The organism is Rhodococcus sp. IEGM 1409 (assembly GCF_030056735.1).
In the GTDB taxonomy this organism is placed as follows: domain Bacteria; phylum Actinomycetota; class Actinomycetes; order Mycobacteriales; family Mycobacteriaceae; genus Rhodococcus_F.
The window spans coordinates 156,771-175,224 of record NZ_JASHKN010000001.1 but is presented as its reverse complement, the minus strand read 5'-3'; the positions used below and the strand labels follow the sequence as shown (position 1 = coordinate 175,224).

The 18,454-nt window shown below is 62.3% G+C and carries 13 protein-coding genes; 7 read left to right on the top strand and 6 right to left on the bottom strand.

The window, feature by feature from the left end; all coding sequences use genetic code 11:
* Positions 1–178 precede the first annotated feature (178 nt).
* Positions 179–1,354: an exonuclease SbcCD subunit D gene (locus QM716_RS00805; protein WP_283301611.1), complete on the top strand. Its 1,176-nt coding sequence runs from the start codon at positions 179–181 to the stop codon at positions 1,352–1,354.
* Complete coding sequence (locus tag QM716_RS00800; RefSeq protein WP_283301609.1) at positions 1,351–4,329, top strand: AAA family ATPase; 2,979 nt, start codon at positions 1,351–1,353, stop codon at positions 4,327–4,329. Before QM716_RS00805 ends, QM716_RS00800 begins: the two co-directional genes overlap by 4 nt.
* Here QM716_RS00800 and QM716_RS00795 read toward each other — a convergent pair whose 3' ends face one another.
* On the bottom strand, positions 4,330–5,523 hold the full coding sequence (locus tag QM716_RS00795; protein ID WP_283301607.1) for an AI-2E family transporter: 1,194 nt from the start codon (positions 5,521–5,523) through the stop codon (positions 4,330–4,332).
* Between the two features lie 152 nt (positions 5,524–5,675).
* Here QM716_RS00795 and QM716_RS00790 point away from each other — a divergent pair, with 152 nt between their 5' ends.
* Entirely contained in the window at positions 5,676–6,080 is a 405-nt protein-coding gene (locus tag QM716_RS00790) for a hypothetical protein (RefSeq protein WP_283301605.1), read from the top strand.
* A 23-nt stretch (positions 6,081–6,103) separates the two neighbouring features.
* Here QM716_RS00790 and QM716_RS00785 read toward each other — a convergent pair whose 3' ends face one another.
* From QM716_RS00785 to QM716_RS00775, 3 genes are all read right to left on the bottom strand, one after another.
* The gene (locus QM716_RS00785) at positions 6,104–6,313 is read right to left on the bottom strand and encodes a YbdD/YjiX family protein (protein ID WP_502941927.1); all 210 of its coding nucleotides are present in this window, start codon (positions 6,311–6,313) and stop codon (positions 6,104–6,106) included.
* A gap of 2 nt (positions 6,314–6,315) precedes the next feature.
* The gene (locus QM716_RS00780) at positions 6,316–8,598 is read right to left on the bottom strand and encodes a carbon starvation CstA family protein (RefSeq protein ID WP_283301603.1); all 2,283 of its coding nucleotides are present in this window, start codon (positions 8,596–8,598) and stop codon (positions 6,316–6,318) included.
* Between the two features lie 112 nt (positions 8,599–8,710).
* Positions 8,711–10,288, bottom strand: coding sequence for an FMN-binding glutamate synthase family protein (locus QM716_RS00775; protein ID WP_283303005.1), 1,578 nt, complete (start codon positions 10,286–10,288; stop codon positions 8,711–8,713).
* Between the two features lie 88 nt (positions 10,289–10,376).
* Between QM716_RS00775 and QM716_RS00770 the strand changes: the two genes are divergently transcribed.
* The 3 genes from QM716_RS00770 (at position 10,377) to QM716_RS00760 (ending at position 15,337) form a co-directional block, all read left to right on the top strand.
* Positions 10,377–10,826, top strand: coding sequence for a CD225/dispanin family protein (locus QM716_RS00770; RefSeq protein WP_283301601.1), 450 nt, complete (start codon positions 10,377–10,379; stop codon positions 10,824–10,826).
* A 70-nt stretch (positions 10,827–10,896) separates the two neighbouring features.
* Positions 10,897–11,976 carry a redox-regulated ATPase YchF gene (gene ychF / locus QM716_RS00765; RefSeq protein WP_283301599.1) on the top strand — a complete coding sequence of 360 codons (1,080 nt, stop codon included), beginning with the start codon at positions 10,897–10,899 and terminating at the stop codon, positions 11,974–11,976.
* A gap of 730 nt (positions 11,977–12,706) precedes the next feature.
* Positions 12,707–15,337 carry an AAA domain-containing protein gene (locus tag QM716_RS00760; RefSeq protein WP_283301598.1) on the top strand — a complete coding sequence of 877 codons (2,631 nt, stop codon included), beginning with the start codon at positions 12,707–12,709 and terminating at the stop codon, positions 15,335–15,337.
* 111 nt (positions 15,338–15,448) lie between these two features.
* Here QM716_RS00760 and QM716_RS00755 read toward each other — a convergent pair whose 3' ends face one another.
* Complete coding sequence (locus tag QM716_RS00755; protein ID WP_283303003.1) at positions 15,449–16,042, bottom strand: TIGR03086 family metal-binding protein; 594 nt, start codon at positions 16,040–16,042, stop codon at positions 15,449–15,451.
* 105 nt (positions 16,043–16,147) lie between these two features.
* On the opposite strand from QM716_RS00755, the gene QM716_RS00750 reads away from it, so the two are divergent.
* Entirely contained in the window at positions 16,148–17,083 is a 936-nt protein-coding gene (locus QM716_RS00750; protein ID WP_283301596.1) for a helix-turn-helix transcriptional regulator, read from the top strand.
* Between the two features lie 327 nt (positions 17,084–17,410).
* Here the strand turns inward: QM716_RS00750 and QM716_RS00745 are convergent, their stop codons facing one another.
* Entirely contained in the window at positions 17,411–18,379 is a 969-nt protein-coding gene (locus QM716_RS00745) for a pseudouridine synthase (RefSeq protein ID WP_283301594.1), read from the bottom strand.
* Between the last annotated feature and the right edge of the window lie 75 nt (positions 18,380–18,454).

The following is an 18,454-nucleotide window of genomic DNA, read 5'->3' as shown; positions in this document are numbered from 1 at the left end:
GTGCGGGTCGTGGCTGGCGCATTTATCGACGCGATGGCGCGATGGTTTCGGGTTCTTCGCCAAACGAACCGGACGGATTGTGTGCAGGGTCACCGGACGCTCGTGGGTTGGGGCACAGCGCCGTAGCCGTCAGCGTGGGAGATCGGCGGTGTCGGTGGGCTGCTCTACCGTCGGATTCATGAAGATTCTGCACACCTCCGATTGGCACATAGGTCGCACCTTTCACGGCGTCGATCTGTTGGCCGATCAGGCGAGTGTGCTCGGTTCCATTGCGGATTCCGTCCGCGAACACGGCGTCGACGTCGTGGTCGTGCCGGGGGACATTTACGACCGCTCAATTCCCAGTTCCGATGCGGTCACCGTGTGCAATCGAGGCTTCGAGGCAATTCGGGCGGCCGGAGCGGTCATCGTCGCGACGTCCGGCAATCACGATTCCGCGGTGCGGCTCGGGGCCGGGGCATCCTTTGCTGCTGCCGGCGGATTGCACTTGATCACCCGCGTCGGCCAGATCGGTACTCCGGTGATGCTGAGCGATCAGTTCGGGCCTGTCGCGTTTTACGGGATTCCGTATCTGGAGCCGGAGATCACGCGCGTCGAGTTGGACGTGCCCCGGGCTCGTACTCATTCCGACATCCTCGGAGCGGCCATGTCGCGTGTTCGGCGAGATCTCGCCGAACGAACGGCTACTGACTCGTCGACTCGGTCGGTATTGCTCGCGCATGCCTTCGTCGTGGGCGGTGAGGCCTCTGAATCGGAACGCTCCATTTCGGTCGGCGGAGTGGAGACCGTTGCAGTGGGTGAGTTCGACGGTGTCGACTACGTCGCCCTCGGGCACCTGCATTCTCCGCAGATGCTCTCGGAGAGTGTTCGCTACTCGGGTTCACCGTTGCCGTATTCGTTCGGTGAGCGCAGCCACCGTAAGGCAGCGCTCCTGATCGAGCTCGACGCAGCCGGCCTGTCATCGGTGCAGCGCCTCGATCTCCCGGTGATTCGGGGGCTGAGCCAGGTGGCTGGAACTCTCTACGAACTGCTCAGCGAGTCGGAGTATGCCGATTCCGAGCAGTGCTATGTCTCCGCATTGCTCACCGACCCGGTCCGTCCCGTCGATGCCATGAGGCAACTTCAGGGACGTTTCCCCTTTGCCGTTCATCTCGAATGGCAAAGGCCGGAAGGACAATCGGATCTCAAGTACCGCGACGCGGTACGGGGTCGAACCGACGTGGAGATCGCCCGCGGGTTCGTCTCGGCCGTGCGTAGTGACCCGTCCGAGCGCGAGGTCACGTTGATGGCCGAAGCGCTCAGCGCTGCCGCGCGCGCAGAGGAGTCCACGGTAGAACTGGGTGAAACCGCGTGAGACTGCACAAACTCGAAGTCAGCTCTTTCGGGCCCTTTGCCGACACGGTGGAGGTCGACTTCGATCGATTGGGTGCAGACGGGCTGTTCCTCCTTCACGGCGACACCGGGGCAGGCAAGACCACGATCCTCGACGCGGTTGCGTTCGCCCTGTACGGGCGGGTGCCGGGTGCACGCAACGAGGGCAAGCGATTGCTGTCGGATCACGCGGCCGCCGGTTCGGTGCCGCGTGTGGAGCTCGAGGCAACCATCAGTGGTCGCAGAATCAAACTTGTTCGCAGTCCGGAGTTTTCGCGTTCGAAGAAGCGCGGGACCGGTTCGATCACCGAGAATGCCAAGGCCACGCTGACGTGGCTGGACGGCCGCGGCGAAAACCTCTCGCGCATCCCTGACATCGGTGACGAGATCAACCGTCTCATGGGAATGAGCGCTGATCAGTTCTTCCAGGTTGTGCTGCTCCCACAGGGTGAGTTCGCCAAATTCCTGCGTGCCGAAAGCGACGAGCGAGGCAAGCTGCTCGAGCGCCTGTTCGATACCAAGCGTTTCGTTTCCGTGGAGGCATGGTTCGACGCCAAACGGAAGGCAAGTGCCACCGCACTCGCGGCCAGGGAGCAGTCCGTGAGGCTGCTGCTTGCCAAGGTCGAGACTGCGGCGGGACTCGAGGTTGGAGCCGAAGCGCACCCACTGGAATGGTCGCGCAAACTTCTGGCCGAGGCTCAGGACACCCGCGACGCAAGTCTCGCGGAGCTGGTGACCGCAAAAGATGCAGCAGCCGACGCTAATCGGATTTTCGCAGCGGCACAGCGAACCGCCGACCTGGTCGCTCGCCGCAATCGTGCAACCGGTGAACTCGCGGCATTCAACACCGGCGCCGCGCACCGATCTGCGATCGCCGCCGAACTCGAGACTGCCAAGCGCGTCCTGCCTGTGGCCACAATCGCCGGCGATGTAGAAGCTGCCCGCGTGGCTCTTGCCGCATCGCTCGAATCGATGAACACCGCGATGTCGACCTACACCGCACTCGACGGGCCGGACATTTTCGAGCCGGAAGTGTGGCCGCCCGCCGGCGATGAGCGCCAACGCGTCATAGCTCGGATCAGGACGTGGCGCGACGAGATCGTTCGTCTGGACGCGATGGCGGAGGACGCTCGCAGTGCCGATGCGGCAGAAGTCGAGATCGAGAAACTCGGAGTTCGGCGAGACTCCCTGTCCGAGCGCGTAGATGCGATTGTGCGTGAACGGACTCAACTGCCAGAGCTGGTGCGCGCGGCCGGCCAACAATTGGACGACGCGCAGCGCGCGCATGCGGCTCTGCCGGGCCTCGAGGCTGCACTCGCGAAGGCGTCGGATGCTGCGACAGCGGCCCATGAAATCGTTTCTCTGCGTGCGCAAGCTGAGAAAGTTCGTGTGGAGGTTTTGGATGCACGCGACGCTCATCAGGGTGCTCGTGGGCGGTGGCTCGATCTTGTGCAGAAGCGTATCGAGGGCATGGCCGCGGAGTTGGCGAGTTCTCTCGAACCCGGTGACGCATGCCAGGTGTGTGGTTCTCGTGAACACCCTGCGCTGGCGCAGTCGGATGTCGTTACGGTCACCGAGCCCGATCTCGAGGCTGCGTCGGCAGCCGAGCGCGCAGCCGAGAAAGCTCTGAGCAAAATCGTCGACCGCCAGGGAACCGTCGACCGTGACATCGATCGGGTGATCGCGCGTGGTGGGGACGGCGATGTCGAAGAACTCGACAGGCTTCGCGCTGCGGCGCAGAACTCCGTCGACGAGGCAACGCGGGCTGCCGGGCAGGTTGGAGCGCTGGCCGAAAAGCTCGCGCAACTCAACGAGCGTGACGGCGAGCTGCAACATGAATCCGCATCTCTGACGGCCGAATTGGCGGCACTGACCGAGCGCATCTCGGCTCTGTCGGCCACGGTCGCGCAGATTCGAACGGCGATCGTCGCTGCGGTGGGAGACGATTCGTCCATCGCTGCTCGGCGCTCGCGGTTCGAAGGGCTTGCGTCCGCTGCCACGTCTGCGTCCGAAGCGCGGGACGATGCCGTCCGTGCGCAGTTGCGATCGGCAGAGTTGTCTACCAAGCTGGCCGACGCTGCCGCCACTGCCGGATTCGATTCGGTGGAAGGAGCGATCGAGAGCGTTCGATCCTCCGCTCGAATCGCAGCGATCGAAACGGAACTCGCCAAAGCGCGTGACCTCGAGGTGGCCGCTTGGACCGTCCTCGACGATCCTGACGTCGTCGCGGTGGGCGAGGTCGAGACAGTCGACGTCGACGGTCCTCGCGAGCGCGCTCTCGAGTGCTCAGAGGTGGTGAACTCGGCTGTTGCAGCTGCTTCCCTGGCCGAGAACCGTGTGTCGGATCTCGAACGGTTCAGCGGACAACTCGAGAATGCGTACGAGGCGGTTGCGCCTGAGCGGGAACTGCACGAGGAACTCGCTGCCCTCGCAGACGTGATCGCCGGCAAAGGGCAGAACAGTCGCAAGATGTCGCTGAGAGCCTACGTACTCGCGTCGCGGTTGGAAGAGATCGCGGTGTCGGCATCTGTCCGGCTGCAGCGAATGTCCGGGGGACGATACGAGTTCGTCCACAGCGACCAGGCCGGAACTCGGGGCCGCCGCGGCGGTCTGGGACTCGACATCCGTGACGACTTCACGGGCGTCGTTCGCTCGGCGAAGACGCTCTCCGGCGGTGAATCGTTCTTGGCGTCTTTGGCTTTGGCGCTCGGACTCGCCGATGTGGTCGCCGCGGAGTCCGGGGGAATCGTTCTCGACACGATGTTCATCGACGAGGGATTCGGAACGCTCGACGCGGATACCCTCGACTCGGTCATGGGTGTATTGGACGAACTCCGTGATGGTGGACGCGTGGTGGGCATCGTCAGTCACGTCGACGAGATGCGGCAGCGAATCCCGAGTCGCCTGCACGTCATTCGCGGACGTGCAGGCTCGTCGGTGAAGGTGATCGCGGGCTGATCAGGCCTTTTTGTTCTCTACCTCTGACTCGGCTTCGTCATCCTGCTCTTCGAGGATGTCCGAGGTGTCTCCGGCCGGCATCGGCTCGTTGTCGCTTGCGCGTTCGTCGATCTGCTCGCCGATGTACCGGATGACCACCGCAGCCACGGCCGCGACCGGTACTGCGAGGAAGGCACCGACGATGCCGTACAGCGAGCTACCGGCGGCAACGGCAAGCAGCACGATGACGGCGTGTAGTTTCATCGACTTGCTCTGCAGCACAGGCTGAAGGACGTTTCCTTCGATCTGCTGAACCGCCAGGATGATGATCAGCACGATGATGGCGGTGGTGAGACCGTTGGCCACCAGGGCAACCAAGACGGCCAGGGCGCCGGCGACAAACGCACCGACGATCGGGATGAATCCACCGATGAACGTGAGAATTGCCAGCACCGGTGCCAACGGGACGCCGAGGATCAGCAATCCGGCGCCGATGAAGACCGCGTCGATCAGGCTCACCAGCGCTTGAGTCCTGATGAATCCGCCGAGCGTGTCCCACATGCGAGTGAGGACCTCTTCGAGGTGCCTTCCGGCACGGCCGCCGCCGACAGCGTGGAGCCAGGGGATGAACCTCGGTCCGTCCTTGATGAAGAAGAACGCGAGAATCAGGACCAAACCGAGCGTGACCAGCAATGAGCTTGCCGTGCTCACACCGCTGAAAACGCCTGAAGCGATAGCAGTTCCACTTTCCTGCACCTTGGTGACGACGGCGTGGACGGCGTTGTCGATCTGGTCGTCCTTGAGGTTCAGCGGCGGACCCTGTAGCCAGTCCTGAACCTGGTTGATGCCCTCGGTGGTCTTGTTCGCGAGCTCGGGGGCCTGGCTGACCACTGACGGAACGATGCCTGCGATCACTCCGGCCAAGATTCCGATCGAGAGCACCAGGGTGATTCCGGCTGCCGCGGCCGGGGGCATACCGCGCTTGATCATGCCGCGGGTCGGTGGCCACATGACTGTTGCAACAACGATCGCCAGAGCCACCGGCAGGACGATGACCCAGAGCTTTTCGATCAGCCAACCGAAAATCCAGGCACCCAGCGAAATCGACGCCAACACCAACGACCACTTTGCGAGCCACATACCCCCTTGCCCGATGATCTCGCCGCGGTCGCGCTTTCGCACCCCTGCGGACGTCCCCTTGTCTTGCTCGCTCACTGATCGTCCTTTCCGTCGACGCAGGGATCTCCTCGCCGATGTGAGAATCCGGTGATCTAGCTGAGCTGATCGTAACGACTGCATGCGATAACTCGTGTGTTGCGCTGCAATACTGTGTTTTGAAGCATGCCGCTCGGACTAACATTTCCGTCATGAGAATCGCAGCAGCAGTCGGGGCAGCAGCAATCGTCGTTCTCGGGCTCACCGCGTGTAGCACCGAGGATCAGGACAACGCCCAGAACAAGATCAGCGAGGCAGTCACGAGCGGGCAACAGGCGCTCGAGACGGCGAAGCAGTCAGCGGGCAACGCAATCGACCAGGGCAAGGTGGCGCTGTTCGTCGCTACGTTCCGTGGGGCGTACGCACCGTTGGCGGAGAACCGCGACGACGCAGACATCGAGGAGATCTTGACGACCACGTGCACCGAGGTCGCGAACGGCACGGACGAGGCGAAGGTCAAGACCGAGATCGTCGACCTGGCCGAGAACAACGGCAACAAGCCCACCGACGAGCAGGCGGGCCACATTTACGAACTCGCGAAGGCCACCTGCCCCTGACCGAGATTCAGCAACTGCGGGATTCAGCAGCAGCGGGCGCCTGGGTTGGCGTCGGCTGCTGCGTGTCGGCGTCGCCAGAACTCTCGTTCGCTGATCACCGGTGAGTCGGCGTGGTGGCGTCGAGTGTGCTCGACGTAGCGCTGATAGTCGAGATCACCCATCACCGAGCGAACCCACCACAGCGTTCCGCGGAACGCTGTGGTGAGTCTTGCCGTCATGGTCGCCGTCGTCATGGTCAGTGCCCACCTCCGTGCGCGGCTCCGGGCGCACGGACCTTCCCGGCTTTGATCAGCTCGTCCCATTCCTTCTGGATTTCCTTTTCGGCGGGCGTCGGAATGAAGCTGGCGGGACCGAAGATCTTCGACGGTTCTTCCGGGGACTCGGTGGTCGGGAGGCCGCCGGCTCGGATTGCCTTGACACACACGATGATCCCGGCGATGACGACGACAATCACCAATGACGCAAAGATGATCGACAGAGTGCCCTGGATGAAGGTGTTGCGGATGACGGCGTCGATGGCCTCGGGAGTCTTCGCGGAACCGTGCGCCGTCTCGCCGGCAGCCTTCGCATCCTTGAAAACATTGTGCTGAGCCCAGTACCCGATCGCGGGGTTGTCGGAGAAGATCTTCTGGTACGACGCGGTCATGGTCACGACCAGGTCCCACACCAGCGGCACGCCGGGGATCCAGGCCCATTTGAACAGGCCCTTCTTCATGACGATCGTCATGACCACCGTCAGCGCGATCGCGGCGAGTAGTTGGTTGGCGATGCCGAAGAGCGGGAAGAGCGTGTTGATGCCGCCGAGTGGATCGGTGACACCCATGAGCAGGATCGCGCCCCAGGCCGCGACGACGATCAGTGAGCACAACCATGCGCCGATGCGCCAGGACGGGTCCTTGAACTTCTTTGCCGGACCGCCGAAGTTGCCGAGCGAGTCCGAGAGCATGAATCGAGCGACGCGGGTGCCGGCATCAATCGTGGTGAGGATGAAGAGAGCCTCGAACATGATCGCGAAGTGGTACCAGAACGATTTCAGCGAGTCACCGCCGAACACGTCGCTGAGCACTTCGGACATGCCGAATGCGAGCGTCGGGGCACCGCCGGTTCTCGAGATGATCGATTCCTCGCCGACGGCCTCGGCTGCCTGAGTCAGCACGTCCGGTGTGATGGGGGCGGTGCCGAGGGGCAGATTGTTGACGTATTCGGCTGCGGTTTCCGGTGTTCCGCCGGTCAGCGCCGCGGGAGCGTTGAGTGCGAAGTACAGGTGCTGATCGAGGATGCAGGCGGTGACCAGAGCCATGATCGCGACGAACGATTCGGTCAGCATGCCGCCGTACCCGATCATCTTGGTCTGGCTTTCTTTTTCGAGCAGCTTCGGTGTCGTGCCCGAGGCGATCAGCGCGTGGAATCCCGAGAGCGCGCCACAGGCAATGGTGATGAACAGGAACGGGAACAGCGAACCGGCAAAGGCCGGGCCTTCGCCGTTCGAGGCGAACGGCGTCACTGCCGGCATGTTCAGCGCGGGTCGTGCGACCAGAATTCCGATGGCCAGCAACGCGATGGTGCCGACCTTCATGAACGTCGACAAATAGTCACGCGGCGCCAGGAGCAGCCAGACCGGCAGCACCGAGGCGGCGAATCCGTACGCGATCATCAGCCACGCGATGGTGACCTTGGAGAGCGTGAACCAGTCTGCGCCCCAACCGGTATCGGCAACCCAGCCACCGGAGACGATGGCAAGGAGAAGCAGGACGACGCCGATCAGTGAGACCTCGGAGACCTTGCCCGGCCGCAGATACCGCAGGTAAACGCCCATGAACAGAGCGATGGGGATGGTCATCGCGATCGAGAACACACCCCACGGGGACTCGGCGAGGGCGTTGACGACAACAAGGCCGAGCACCGCGATGAGGATGATCATGATGACGAAGACGCCGATCAGTGCGGCGACACCGCCGACGAGGCCGAGTTCTTCGCGGGCCATCTGACCGAGGCTGCGCCCGCGGCGCTTCGACGAGATCCACAGGACCATGAAGTCCTGCACCGCCCCGGCGAACACGACGCCGACGATGATCCAGATCGTTCCCGGTAGGTATCCCATCTGCGCGGCCAAGACAGGCCCTACCAGTGGACCGGCACCGGCGATTGCCGCGAAGTGGTGACCGAAGAGCACCCGACGATCGGTCGGCATGTAGTCGGCGCCGTTCTCCATGATCTCGGCGGGAGTGGCGACGTCGTCGCGGGGTTTGACGATTTTGCGTTCGATCAACCGCGCATAGAAACGGTAGGCAATCAGATAGGTACAAATTGCGGCCAACACGAACCACACGGCGCTGATGTGTTCACTGCGGACAATCGCGATCATGTACCAGGCGCCCGCGCCGACCAGTCCGAGAACGAGGAAGACGACGCGCGCAGTCGTGGAGATGGGTGTTTTGTCGATGACACCGACAGGTGGCAGGTCAGGATCGGTCTTCAGGTACTCGACATTTGGTTCCGGCGCAGTCGTCAAGCTCATCGTCGAACTCCGTCCACTAGTGCACGTGTGGCCGCCGTCATAGCGGGCCATCTGTCACTGTAGGACCAGAAGGGTGAATCCGCGCGATCTGAGGCGCGGGAGTCGACCGGCGTCAGAATCGGTGAGCGTCGGCGTCGATCCAATCGGTGAGCCAGCTTTGCGGCGGGGACTCGAGCAGTTCACCCGGCATCAGCCAGTCGAACAGGTCGGCATAGGTGCGGGTGGTCAGACCGTCGACGCGGCGGTTGAGCATCCCCGGTTGCAGTTGGTCGAAGGAATCGATACCCATCGACGCGATCATCTGTTGAGCGCTGGCGACGGTTGCCTTCTGGAAGCGGTAGACGCGCTCGCTCTTGTCCGGGATGTCGAGTGCGCGGGTGCGTGCTGGGTCCTGGGTGGCAACGCCGACCGGGCACCGGTTGGTGTGGCACATCTGGGCCTGAATGCAGCCCACTGCGAACATCATTGCGCGGGCCGCCATCGTGAAATCGGCGCCCTGGATGATGCGTTTGACGATGTCGGAACCGCTCGCCACCTTTCCGGAGGCTCCGACTTTCACGAGAGGGCGCAGACCAGTTCCCACCAAGGCGTTGTGCACGAGCATCAGGCCCTCGGTCAACGGCATGCCCATGTGGTCCTCGAACTCCACCGGACCTGCGCCGGTGCCGCCTTCGGAACCGTCGACGATGATGAAGTCGGGCGTGATGCCTCGCTCGATCATCGCTTTGCAGATGCTGAGGAATTCACGACGCGAGCCGACGCACAGTTTCATCCCGACAGGCTTGCCACCTGACAGTTTTCGCAGGGTGGCGATGAAGTTGATCAGTTCGACCGGGGTGCTGAACGCGGTGTGTGCCGGTGGCGAAATGACGGTCTGGCCGACGGGAACGCCGCGGGTCTCGGCGATTTCGGGGGAGACCTTGACTCCGGGAAGCACGCCACCCAAGCCGGGTTTGGCGCCTTGCGAGAGCTTGATCGAAATGGCTTTCACTTGATCGGAGCCGGCGCGCTCGGCAAAGCGGTCAGGATCGAATCGGCCGTCCTCGGTTCGGCATCCGAAGTACCCCGAGGCGATTTCCCAGATCAGATCGCCACCGTGTTTGCGGTGATATCGACTGATCGCGCCTTCTCCGGTGTCGTGGGCGAAGCCGCCTTTCGCGGCGCCGGCATTGAGGGCCTCGATTGCGTTGGCGGACAACGATCCAAAGCTCATCGCCGAGACGTTCAGGAGAGCGATGTCGTACGGTTTCGTGCAATCGCGTCCGCCGAGGCGAACTCGCGGAACGGTGTCGGGTGCGGTCCGGGCTCGGATCGAATGCGTCATGAACTCGTAGCCGATTGCATTGACGTCGCGCTCGGTTCCGAAAGGCTCTTCTGCCAGTGTTCCCTTGGCGCGCTCGTAAACCAGATCTCGCGTTTCGCGATCGAATGGCATTCCATCGGTGGAAGATTCGACGAAATACTGCTGTATCTCCGGTCGAATCTTCTCGAGCAGGAACCGTGCATGGCCCAGGACGGGATAGTTACGGAGAATGCTGTGGGACCTCTGAGTGAGGTCGTAGGTGCCCATCGCTGCCAGCGCGATAGTGACGACCGCGATCACCCACCATCCGGGCGAGACGACAATTGCGAGGGCGGCAGTGCCGAGACCCACTATCCATATCAAGAGCACGATCAGCATCCGAGTCACCTCGAGAGCGTAGGCGCTCACTGTGACACGGCAACGCTAAGTCTCCACTAGGTTCTGCGATAGAGAACCGAATCCGACTCTTGGGGGAATGATGACCGAACCGCAATATCCGACCGACCCGCAGGATCCGAAGGGGCAGCAATATCCGTCGGGCCAGCAGTATCCGACCGACCCGCAGTATTCAGCGGGCCAGCAGTATCCGACGGGTCAGCAGTACAGCGCGCCCCAGCAGTACAGCGCCGCACCTGCATACACGACGCCCCAATACGGTCCGCCGAAGTCCAATGCCGGGTGGGCCGTCGCGTCGATTCTTTTCTTCTGGCCTATCGCGTTCGCCGCGTTCAACCACCTCCACGACATCTACCCGAAGTGGGCGATGGGCGATCACCAGGGTGCGCAGTACGCGTCCGAGCGGGTGAAGAAGCTCGGGCAGATTTCGCTCCTGATAGCCGTCATCTGCTGGGTGCTGTTCATCGCGTTCTACGTGATCTTCCTGGTTGCGATCGTGTCGTCCGTGGACTCGTATACCTACAACTGATCACCTGCGGCGACGTGACGGTGGGGCGAGTACCCGTCACGTCGCCGCGAGGCCGTAGAATCCACAGACCGTGAGCCTTACCCTCGGAATCGTCGGACTGCCCAACGTCGGCAAGTCCACCCTTTTCAATGCACTGACCAACAACGACGTGTTGGCAGCGAACTACCCGTTCGCGACCATCGAACCCAACGTCGGCCTGGTCGAGCTGCCCGATCCGCGGCTGCAGAAGCTCGCCGAGATCTTCAGCTCCGAGCGCATTCTTCCCGCGACCGTGTCTTTCGTGGACATCGCCGGAATCGTCAAGGGTGCCTCCGAGGGTGCCGGGCTCGGCAACAAGTTCCTGGCCAACATTCGTGAAGCCGACGCAATCTGCCAGGTAGTGCGCGTCTTCGCCGACGACGACGTCATCCACGTCGACGGCAAGGTCGACCCCGCATCCGACATCGAAGTCATCGAGACCGAGCTCGTGATCGCCGACATGCAGACCTTGGAGAAGGCTCTCCCGCGTCTGGACAAGGAAGCTCGCAAGAACAAGGAGCTCAAGCCGGCGCACGACGAGGCACTAAAGGCTCAGACATTCCTCAACGAGGGCACGACGCTGTTCAGCGTCAAGGACAAGCTCGACTTCTCGTTGCTGCGTGAGCTGAGCCTGCTCACCACCAAACCCTTCCTGTACGTCTTCAACGCCGACGAGTCGGTGCTCACCGATGAGGCGAAGGTTGCCGAACTGCGCGCTTCCGTCGCTCCGGCCGACGCTGTGTTCCTCGACGCGAAGGTCGAGCAGGAATTGCTCGAACTGGACGAGGAAGACCGCCAGGAAATGCTCGACTCGATTGGTCAGACCGAGCCCGGCCTGCATGCCCTCGCGCGCACCGGCTTCCACACTCTCGGGCTGCAGACCTACCTGACGGCTGGTCCGAAGGAAGCTCGCGCCTGGACGATCCACAAGGGTGACACCGCGCCCCAGGCCGCCGGCGTCATTCACACCGACTTCGAGCGTGGCTTCATCAAGGCCGAAATCGTGTCCTTCGACGACCTCGTCGAGGCGGGTTCCATGGCCGCAGCCAAGGCTGCCGGCAAGGTTCGCATGGAGGGCAAGGAATACGTCATGACGGACGGCGATGTGGTGGAGTTCCGCTTCAACGTCTAAGGCACCTGTTCAGCGGCCCATTTCGGGTCAATCGTCCGCAGTACGTCCGCAGCAGAACCCGCAGAGGCGCGAAACAGATCGTCCGCCGCCCTGTGGGTTTTGTCATCCGCGAACGGCCACAGGTGCGACTCAGGAGTAGGTGCTCTATTCAGTGCCGTCACCGAAAAGTACTGAATCGGTCCTTTATCGCATCGCATCGCATCGCGTCGTCGAGGACCAGGACTCTCGCCACCAGTTGGATTGCCCCACCTGTGGCAACAAGTGCGGCGCTAGTCGGAGAGCACGTTCGACAGCACGTTCGACAGCACTGTCGAAGACTGATTCCTGGCATGGACCATGCCGTCATCGTTGTGTTTCGGATGCTTAGGCTTAAATCCTAAGCCGAGCCAAGTTGCACCGCCGACTTACTGCTGAGGTCGATCTCTCCGAACCACCCCTTCTTCGAACCGCCGGCAAAACAAGCAGACCGGTCGTTCTCTGGCTATCATGACGCCGAACGCATTGCGGGGCAGTCATGGGGACGCATCGCTCGAGGGAGTGAACAGGGAACAGGGGCGCTGTCATGTTGGATCTGCGAAATGAAATGGTGCTGGTGCAGCGGTCCGTTCGAGAGCCGTTCGAGGACAAGACGACGGAGATCGAGTCGTGCTCCCAGGTTGGTTCCAAAATTATTGTGCGGTACCAAAATTCAAAAAAGGCCTACTCGTACTCCGTGGCTCGAATGCATCGCATGACTGGTCCCCGTGAGCTACTGCAGGGTGAGTCGATTGTCACCGTCGACGGCGAAGAATGGCCAGAAATCATCAGCGTGCTCGAGTTCAGCAACCCCACGGTGAGCTGGGTGCGATTGTTCCGGGGCGTCGACAAGAGTTACAGCCGTCCTTCATCGCAAGTCGAGGTCCGTGCGCTACCGGCGCTGTCGGCTCTCGCCGGTGACGCGCTGGACTACTGGCGCCGCGCGGTCGATGCTTTGCCGCCGGTAGACGGATCGGAAGATCCACTGAAACGCACATATGCCGAGTTTAAGAAGGTCCACCCGGAAAGCGCGCTTGCGCATATCCTTTCCGCTCGACCACTCGAATTTTCTGAACCACTCGGGTTGGCAATCGAGCCCTTCTCGTCGAATGTCAGTCAACGAGAAGCCGTCAATATCGCGCTCCGTCATCGCGTGTCTGTCATCGAGGGCCCGCCCGGTACTGGAAAGACTCAGGCGATCTTGAACCTCGTCGCTTCGCTCATCGCTGAACCAGGCACAAGCGTCGGTGTTGTGTCGGCGAACAACGCCGCCATCGACAACGTCGTTGAGAAGCTGAACAAGCAGGGGTACGGATTTGTTGTCGCCGAACTCGGCAACAAGACCAGGCGAGATGCGTTCTACGCGGGGCAGGAAGAACGCAACAGGGACACGGATCGGTGGCTTGCAGCTCGCGTAGGTGAACGGCACGGAGATCAAAATGAAGCAGACTCGCGGATCGCGACACTCAATCGATTGCAAGGTGACGAACGACAGCTTCGGAAGTTGCAGGACTCACTCGCCATGCATCGGCACGAATTCGAGCGATTCGAGGTCTGGCTGGGAGAGGAATCCGTCAACCTGTCAGAGTCAGGAATTTTGGCGGGCCGACCGGCACAGCGAATCTTGACGCTGCTCGCCGAGTCGGAGTTCGATACTCAGACCGGTCCAGTTCGAACGTGGATGCGCCGCCTCAGTCGGCGGATCCGGTTCGGCGATCTTCGCGACATCGACCTCGAGCAGTCCGACGACGTCATATCGCTGCACCGGCTGTACTACGAGCGGCGGATCAAGGAGCTTGCGGACGAGGTCGACCGTCTGTCGAACCGGCTCGAGTCGGCCGGCATGGAGCGTCTGCTCGACGAGCAGGCAGAGCTTTCGAAGCGGGTACTCGACGACGGCCTGGTACAGCGCTACGCAGACAGCTCGCGACCGAAATTCGATCAGAAGGACAGCGGCCGGAATAACCGAAAACTCCTGCGCGAGTATCCCGTTGTCGTCAGTACGTGCCACTCGCTCCGACGGAGTATCGGAGCGGACACGCTTCTGGATGTAGTGATCATCGACGAGGCGTCCCAGCTGGACCTACTCGCCGGCGCTCTCGCCATGGCGAACTGCCGGAACCTGGTGGTCGTTGGCGACCTGCAGCAGCTCAGCCACATCGCACCTGCACTGTCGACCGATATCGGGCCGCCGCCACACACCGCGCTGGATGTCACTTGTCATAGCGTGCTCTCGTCGCTGACGTCCTTGTACGGCTCGGCGACGCCGCGGACGATGCTTCGGGAGCACTACCGTTGCGACCCGGCGATTATCGAGTTCTGCAATACGAAGTTCTACGGCGGTGAGCTGATTCCCTATCGCGAGGGGACGGCCACAGGCCCGGCGTTGTTGCTCGTCCGCACGGTCGAGGGAAACCATATGCGCCATTTCCATGCCGGCGGATTCTTGAACCATCGTGAAATCGACTCGATCACCCGGGAACTCATGCCGTCACTGCTGACCACGTACTCCGCTGACCAGATCGGAATCGTGAGTCCGTACCGCAAACAGGCGAACGTCGCGACGACGTCACTGGGCGAGAGCGGTGCGGACACGCAGAGCGATACCGTTCACAAGTATCAGGGACGCGAAAAGGACGTCATGATCTTCACTGCCGTTTTGGACGATTCGTGGCGAGGTCGGTTAGGCGTGAAATTCGTCGACGACCCTCGGCTCGTCAATGTCGCCGTTTCACGGGCGGTGGACCGCTTCATCCTCGTCACGCACAAGAGCGGACTGCCTGAGAGTCGGCATCTACGAGATCTTGTCGGCTACATCGAGTTTCGCAATCCGGACTCCGTACGAGACAGTCGACTCGTCTCGATCTTCGATCTCTTGTACACGTCGTACGCCTCAGAATTGAGGGGACTCAACCGGCGGATTCGTGGACGCAGCAAATACCCTTCGGAGAATATTGCCTGGACGATGCTCGAGGAGATCCTCGAGGAGGAGAAGTACCGGGGACTCGCACTATCCTCGCAGGTCCTTCTGCGGGAACTGGTACCTGTGCTCGATCGGTTGACGGAGAGACAAGTCTCGTACGTGCAGCATCGTGCGTCAGTCGATTTTGTTGTGCGGAACGCGATCACGCGGCAACCGATCTTGGCGATCGAAGTCGATGGGTATCAATTCCACGAGAACAAACCGGAGCAACTCGCACGGGACGATGTCAAGAACAGCATCTTCGGCACGCTGGAAATGTCCCTACTTCGTTTACCGACGACTGGTCACGGCGAAGCGGACCTTGTTCGCAACGAACTCGACGCAGCTCTGGCAGGCGAAAGTCGTGTGAAAGCTGATCGGTGACGCGAACATGCTGCCTCGCCCCCGAATTGGTCATCGCGGCACGCCGGTTGTGCAGATGCACGCGCGGTTGCGCACGCATCTGCACAACCGCGCGGTAGCTGTGGGCGGCAGTTAGACCCAACCCGCCGAAGAACGCCCGGACCAGTTGGCCAGACGCTCGGTGGGGCCCGCCTCAGCGCGAGGCTCCACGACCACGGAAAAGGGTACGCCCGGCACGCGGGCGGCAGGGGGCAAGACTTGACGTTGCATCGCTGCCGTCGGCTCCACCAAGGCCGGATCGGCTTCGGCCGGCTGCCCGATCGCTACCGCCAGGTCCCAGCCGTGGACGAGCACCTCGTTTGTGTAGCCCCAGAGCGCAATTCGGCCGGAAGACTCGCCCCACGGTGCGACGATGGGCTTGTCGAGCATAGCGTCGTCCGCCCACGCCTTCTGGGCGAGCTCGGCCAGGCGCGCGAAGGTATTCGCGTCGTACTCGGGTGCGATCGGTGACACCGATTCGGGGCTTCCCAGTTCCGCGATGGCGATGATTCGACCGACTGTTCCGATCAGGTGTGACGACAGGGTTTTGACGTCGTACTCGTCGCATGGTGTCGGCAGCGAGAGTTGGTCCTCTCGGACGCTTCGGAGCAGGGCCGTCACCCACGTTGTCGCTCCGAGATAGATGGGGCGTGGGTCGATCAGTTCGGGAGCGCTGACGGTGTTGATGGCGGAAATCCTCTCGTCGGTGCCGCGTGGAGTGCGGTCGTGCAATCAAGTAGACCCGCCAAACATGTCATCTCCTGTCATGTTCTGCTGGCAAGATTTCAGAACATGCGCGCCGACCGGCTTCTGGCCATCCTCATGCTTCTGCAACGACGCGGACGGCTGACCGCATCGGATATTGCCTCCGAGTTGGAAGTGTCCAAACGGACAGTGCTTCGCGACATCGACGCTCTGTCCACGTCGGGAGTGCCCGTCTACACCGATCGCGGACGCGGCGGCGGAATCAGCCTGATTCCCGGATACCGCACCGACCTCACGGGCCTCACTCTGGAGGAAGCAAAAGCCTTGCTGGCCTCTGGTGCCGGTCGCGTCGACTCGCCGCATTTTGCAAGCGCGATGCGCAAGGTGGCCGCCGCTCTCCCGGAGTCACACCGCGCGGAGGCAAACCGTGCTTCGCAGCGGATACTCGTGCGTCCCGACGGATTTGTCTGGCCCACTCCGCCGGATCTGCACCTGGTCGAATTACAGCGGGCGGTGATCGACGGACTGCGAATACGTGTGCGATACAGCAGTCGTACTGCGCCCGCTGCGGAGCGGACCCTCGACCCGATCGGCCTGGTGTTTGCCGGTTCCCATTGGTACCTGTTGGCGCGGCGTGACGGCGTCGAGCGGACGTACCGCGTGTCCCGTGTCGAAGAGCTCACGGTGCTTGCCGAGCCTGCCGTTCGCGATGTCCAGGTGGATCTGGAAGCGGCATTCTTGGTGCACTGGGACTCATTTCGCAATTCACTTCCGAAGGTCGTGGTTTCGTGTCTGGTACGCGAAGATGTGTGGGAGGCGTTGTCCGCCAAGTCACTTCGGGTCCACAGTCGTGAAGGCGGGGCCGACGGTTGGTGGCGAGCGGAGTTGGAGTTCGCCGAGGACGCTCATGCTGTCCGGGCAATGTGGGCTGCCGGGCCCGCTGCCGTAGCGCTGGGGCCACCGCGAATCAGAGAGGAGCTCACGGTCCGTGCGATCGACACGGCGGCCAGGTACCAAGCGTGAACGATCCTGTGATCACGCTTCCCGAGTCGGCGCGCCCCGGGTGCGTGGGGGTCGGACCCGGGCATACGTCACGGCCGACGGCGATGTGGTGGAGTTCCACTTCAATACTCGAGGTCCAGGGTCAGCGGCCCATTCTAGGTCGTTCATCCGCTGCAGAACCCGTGTGGTCACGGAGCAGTTCGTCCGCAGCACTGCGGGTCTTGCCGTCAGCGAGAATCTTGCGCAGTCCGGTCATCGTAGATTCTCCAGGACGACTTCGCCTGGATACCAGGCCAGCGATAGTCTCCAGGTGCCTGAAGGCACAGACGTCAGACGCGCACTCAGCAGTTAGACGGGCATCTCGCTGAGCGTCCGACGCGTGACAAACCGCCGCGGTCTCCCCGACAACGGATCGGTGAATTCGAGTTCCCTCGCGAGCAATTGGAGTGGGAGAGAATGATCGTCGGGTGCGTCGGGCAGCAGGTCGGGGTATCGCCGGTCGCCCAGAATCCCGGCGCCGAGAGCCGCCAAATGCACCCGCAACTGGTGCATTCGCCCGGAGTGCGGACGTAGAACCGTGTGCAGCACAGTACGTCCGGAGGCGCTCACGCCCGTTCCTCGCGCCTCGATCATGGTCTCCGAGTTGGGTTCACGGCTGTCGTCGACGAGGACCCGCAGCTCCCCGCGCCGAGCTTCGATATGGTTGCGGTAGACGAGGGGACCGTCGGATTCGGCGAGCGCCGGTGCATCCTGGCCCCAAAGTGGGGGTCGCGCCGACACCGCCTCGTAGACCTTCGTGACTTGCCGCTTCTCGAACAAAGACTGGTACGCGCCGCGCGTCTCGGGGCGGGCCGAGAACATCACCACCCCTGCGGTGCCGCGGTCGAGTCGATGGATCGGGGTCAGATCTGGATTGTCGAGGCGGACCCGCAGTCGGACGAGTGCCGACTCGCGCAGGTAGCGCCCGCTGGGGGTGGTCGGGAGAAAATGTGGTTTGTCGATCACGACGAGGTCGTCGTCGACGTGCAGGATTTCTTCGTGAAACGGCACCGGGTCCTCCGCCGGTAACTCACGGTAGTACCAGATAAACTGGTGTGCGCTGAGTTCTGTGCTCCGGCAGATCGTGTGACCGTCGATACCCACGAACTCGCCGTCGTCGAACCGCCGATACAGGTTTTCGGCTTCCAGATGGTCGAACTTGGCCACGACGTACTCAGCGATTGTCGCCCACGGCCCGGACAGCGGGATGCGTAGACGCGTCGGGCCAACTCCGTTCTTGACGGGCAGCGGTGGGGACATGGACACACAGGTAATCATCCCATCGACTGCTGGTCAGCGGTGATTCGGTGTGGCCTTGCCGGAGACGTCCCCGCGGGGACGCGGGAACCAACT

What these genes read in the sequence shown, in the direction of transcription:
- QM716_RS00805 (WP_283301611.1), top strand. Translation starts at nt 179, where the DNA reads ATGAAGATTCTGCACACCTCCGATTGGCACATAGGTCGCACCTTTCAC.
- QM716_RS00790 (WP_283301605.1), top strand. Translation starts at nt 5,676, where the DNA reads ATGAGAATCGCAGCAGCAGTCGGGGCAGCAGCAATCGTCGTTCTCGGG.
- QM716_RS00785 (WP_502941927.1), bottom strand. Translation starts at nt 6,313, where the DNA reads ATGACGACGGCGACCATGACGGCAAGACTCACCACAGCGTTCCGCGGA.
- QM716_RS00780 (WP_283301603.1), bottom strand. Translation starts at nt 8,598, where the DNA reads ATGAGCTTGACGACTGCGCCGGAACCAAATGTCGAGTACCTGAAGACC.
- QM716_RS00770 (WP_283301601.1), top strand. Translation starts at nt 10,377, where the DNA reads ATGATGACCGAACCGCAATATCCGACCGACCCGCAGGATCCGAAGGGG.
- QM716_RS00760 (WP_283301598.1), top strand. Translation starts at nt 12,707, where the DNA reads ATGACTGGTCCCCGTGAGCTACTGCAGGGTGAGTCGATTGTCACCGTC.
- QM716_RS00750 (WP_283301596.1), top strand. Translation starts at nt 16,148, where the DNA reads ATGCGCGCCGACCGGCTTCTGGCCATCCTCATGCTTCTGCAACGACGC.
- QM716_RS00745 (WP_283301594.1), bottom strand. Translation starts at nt 18,379, where the DNA reads ATGATTACCTGTGTGTCCATGTCCCCACCGCTGCCCGTCAAGAACGGA.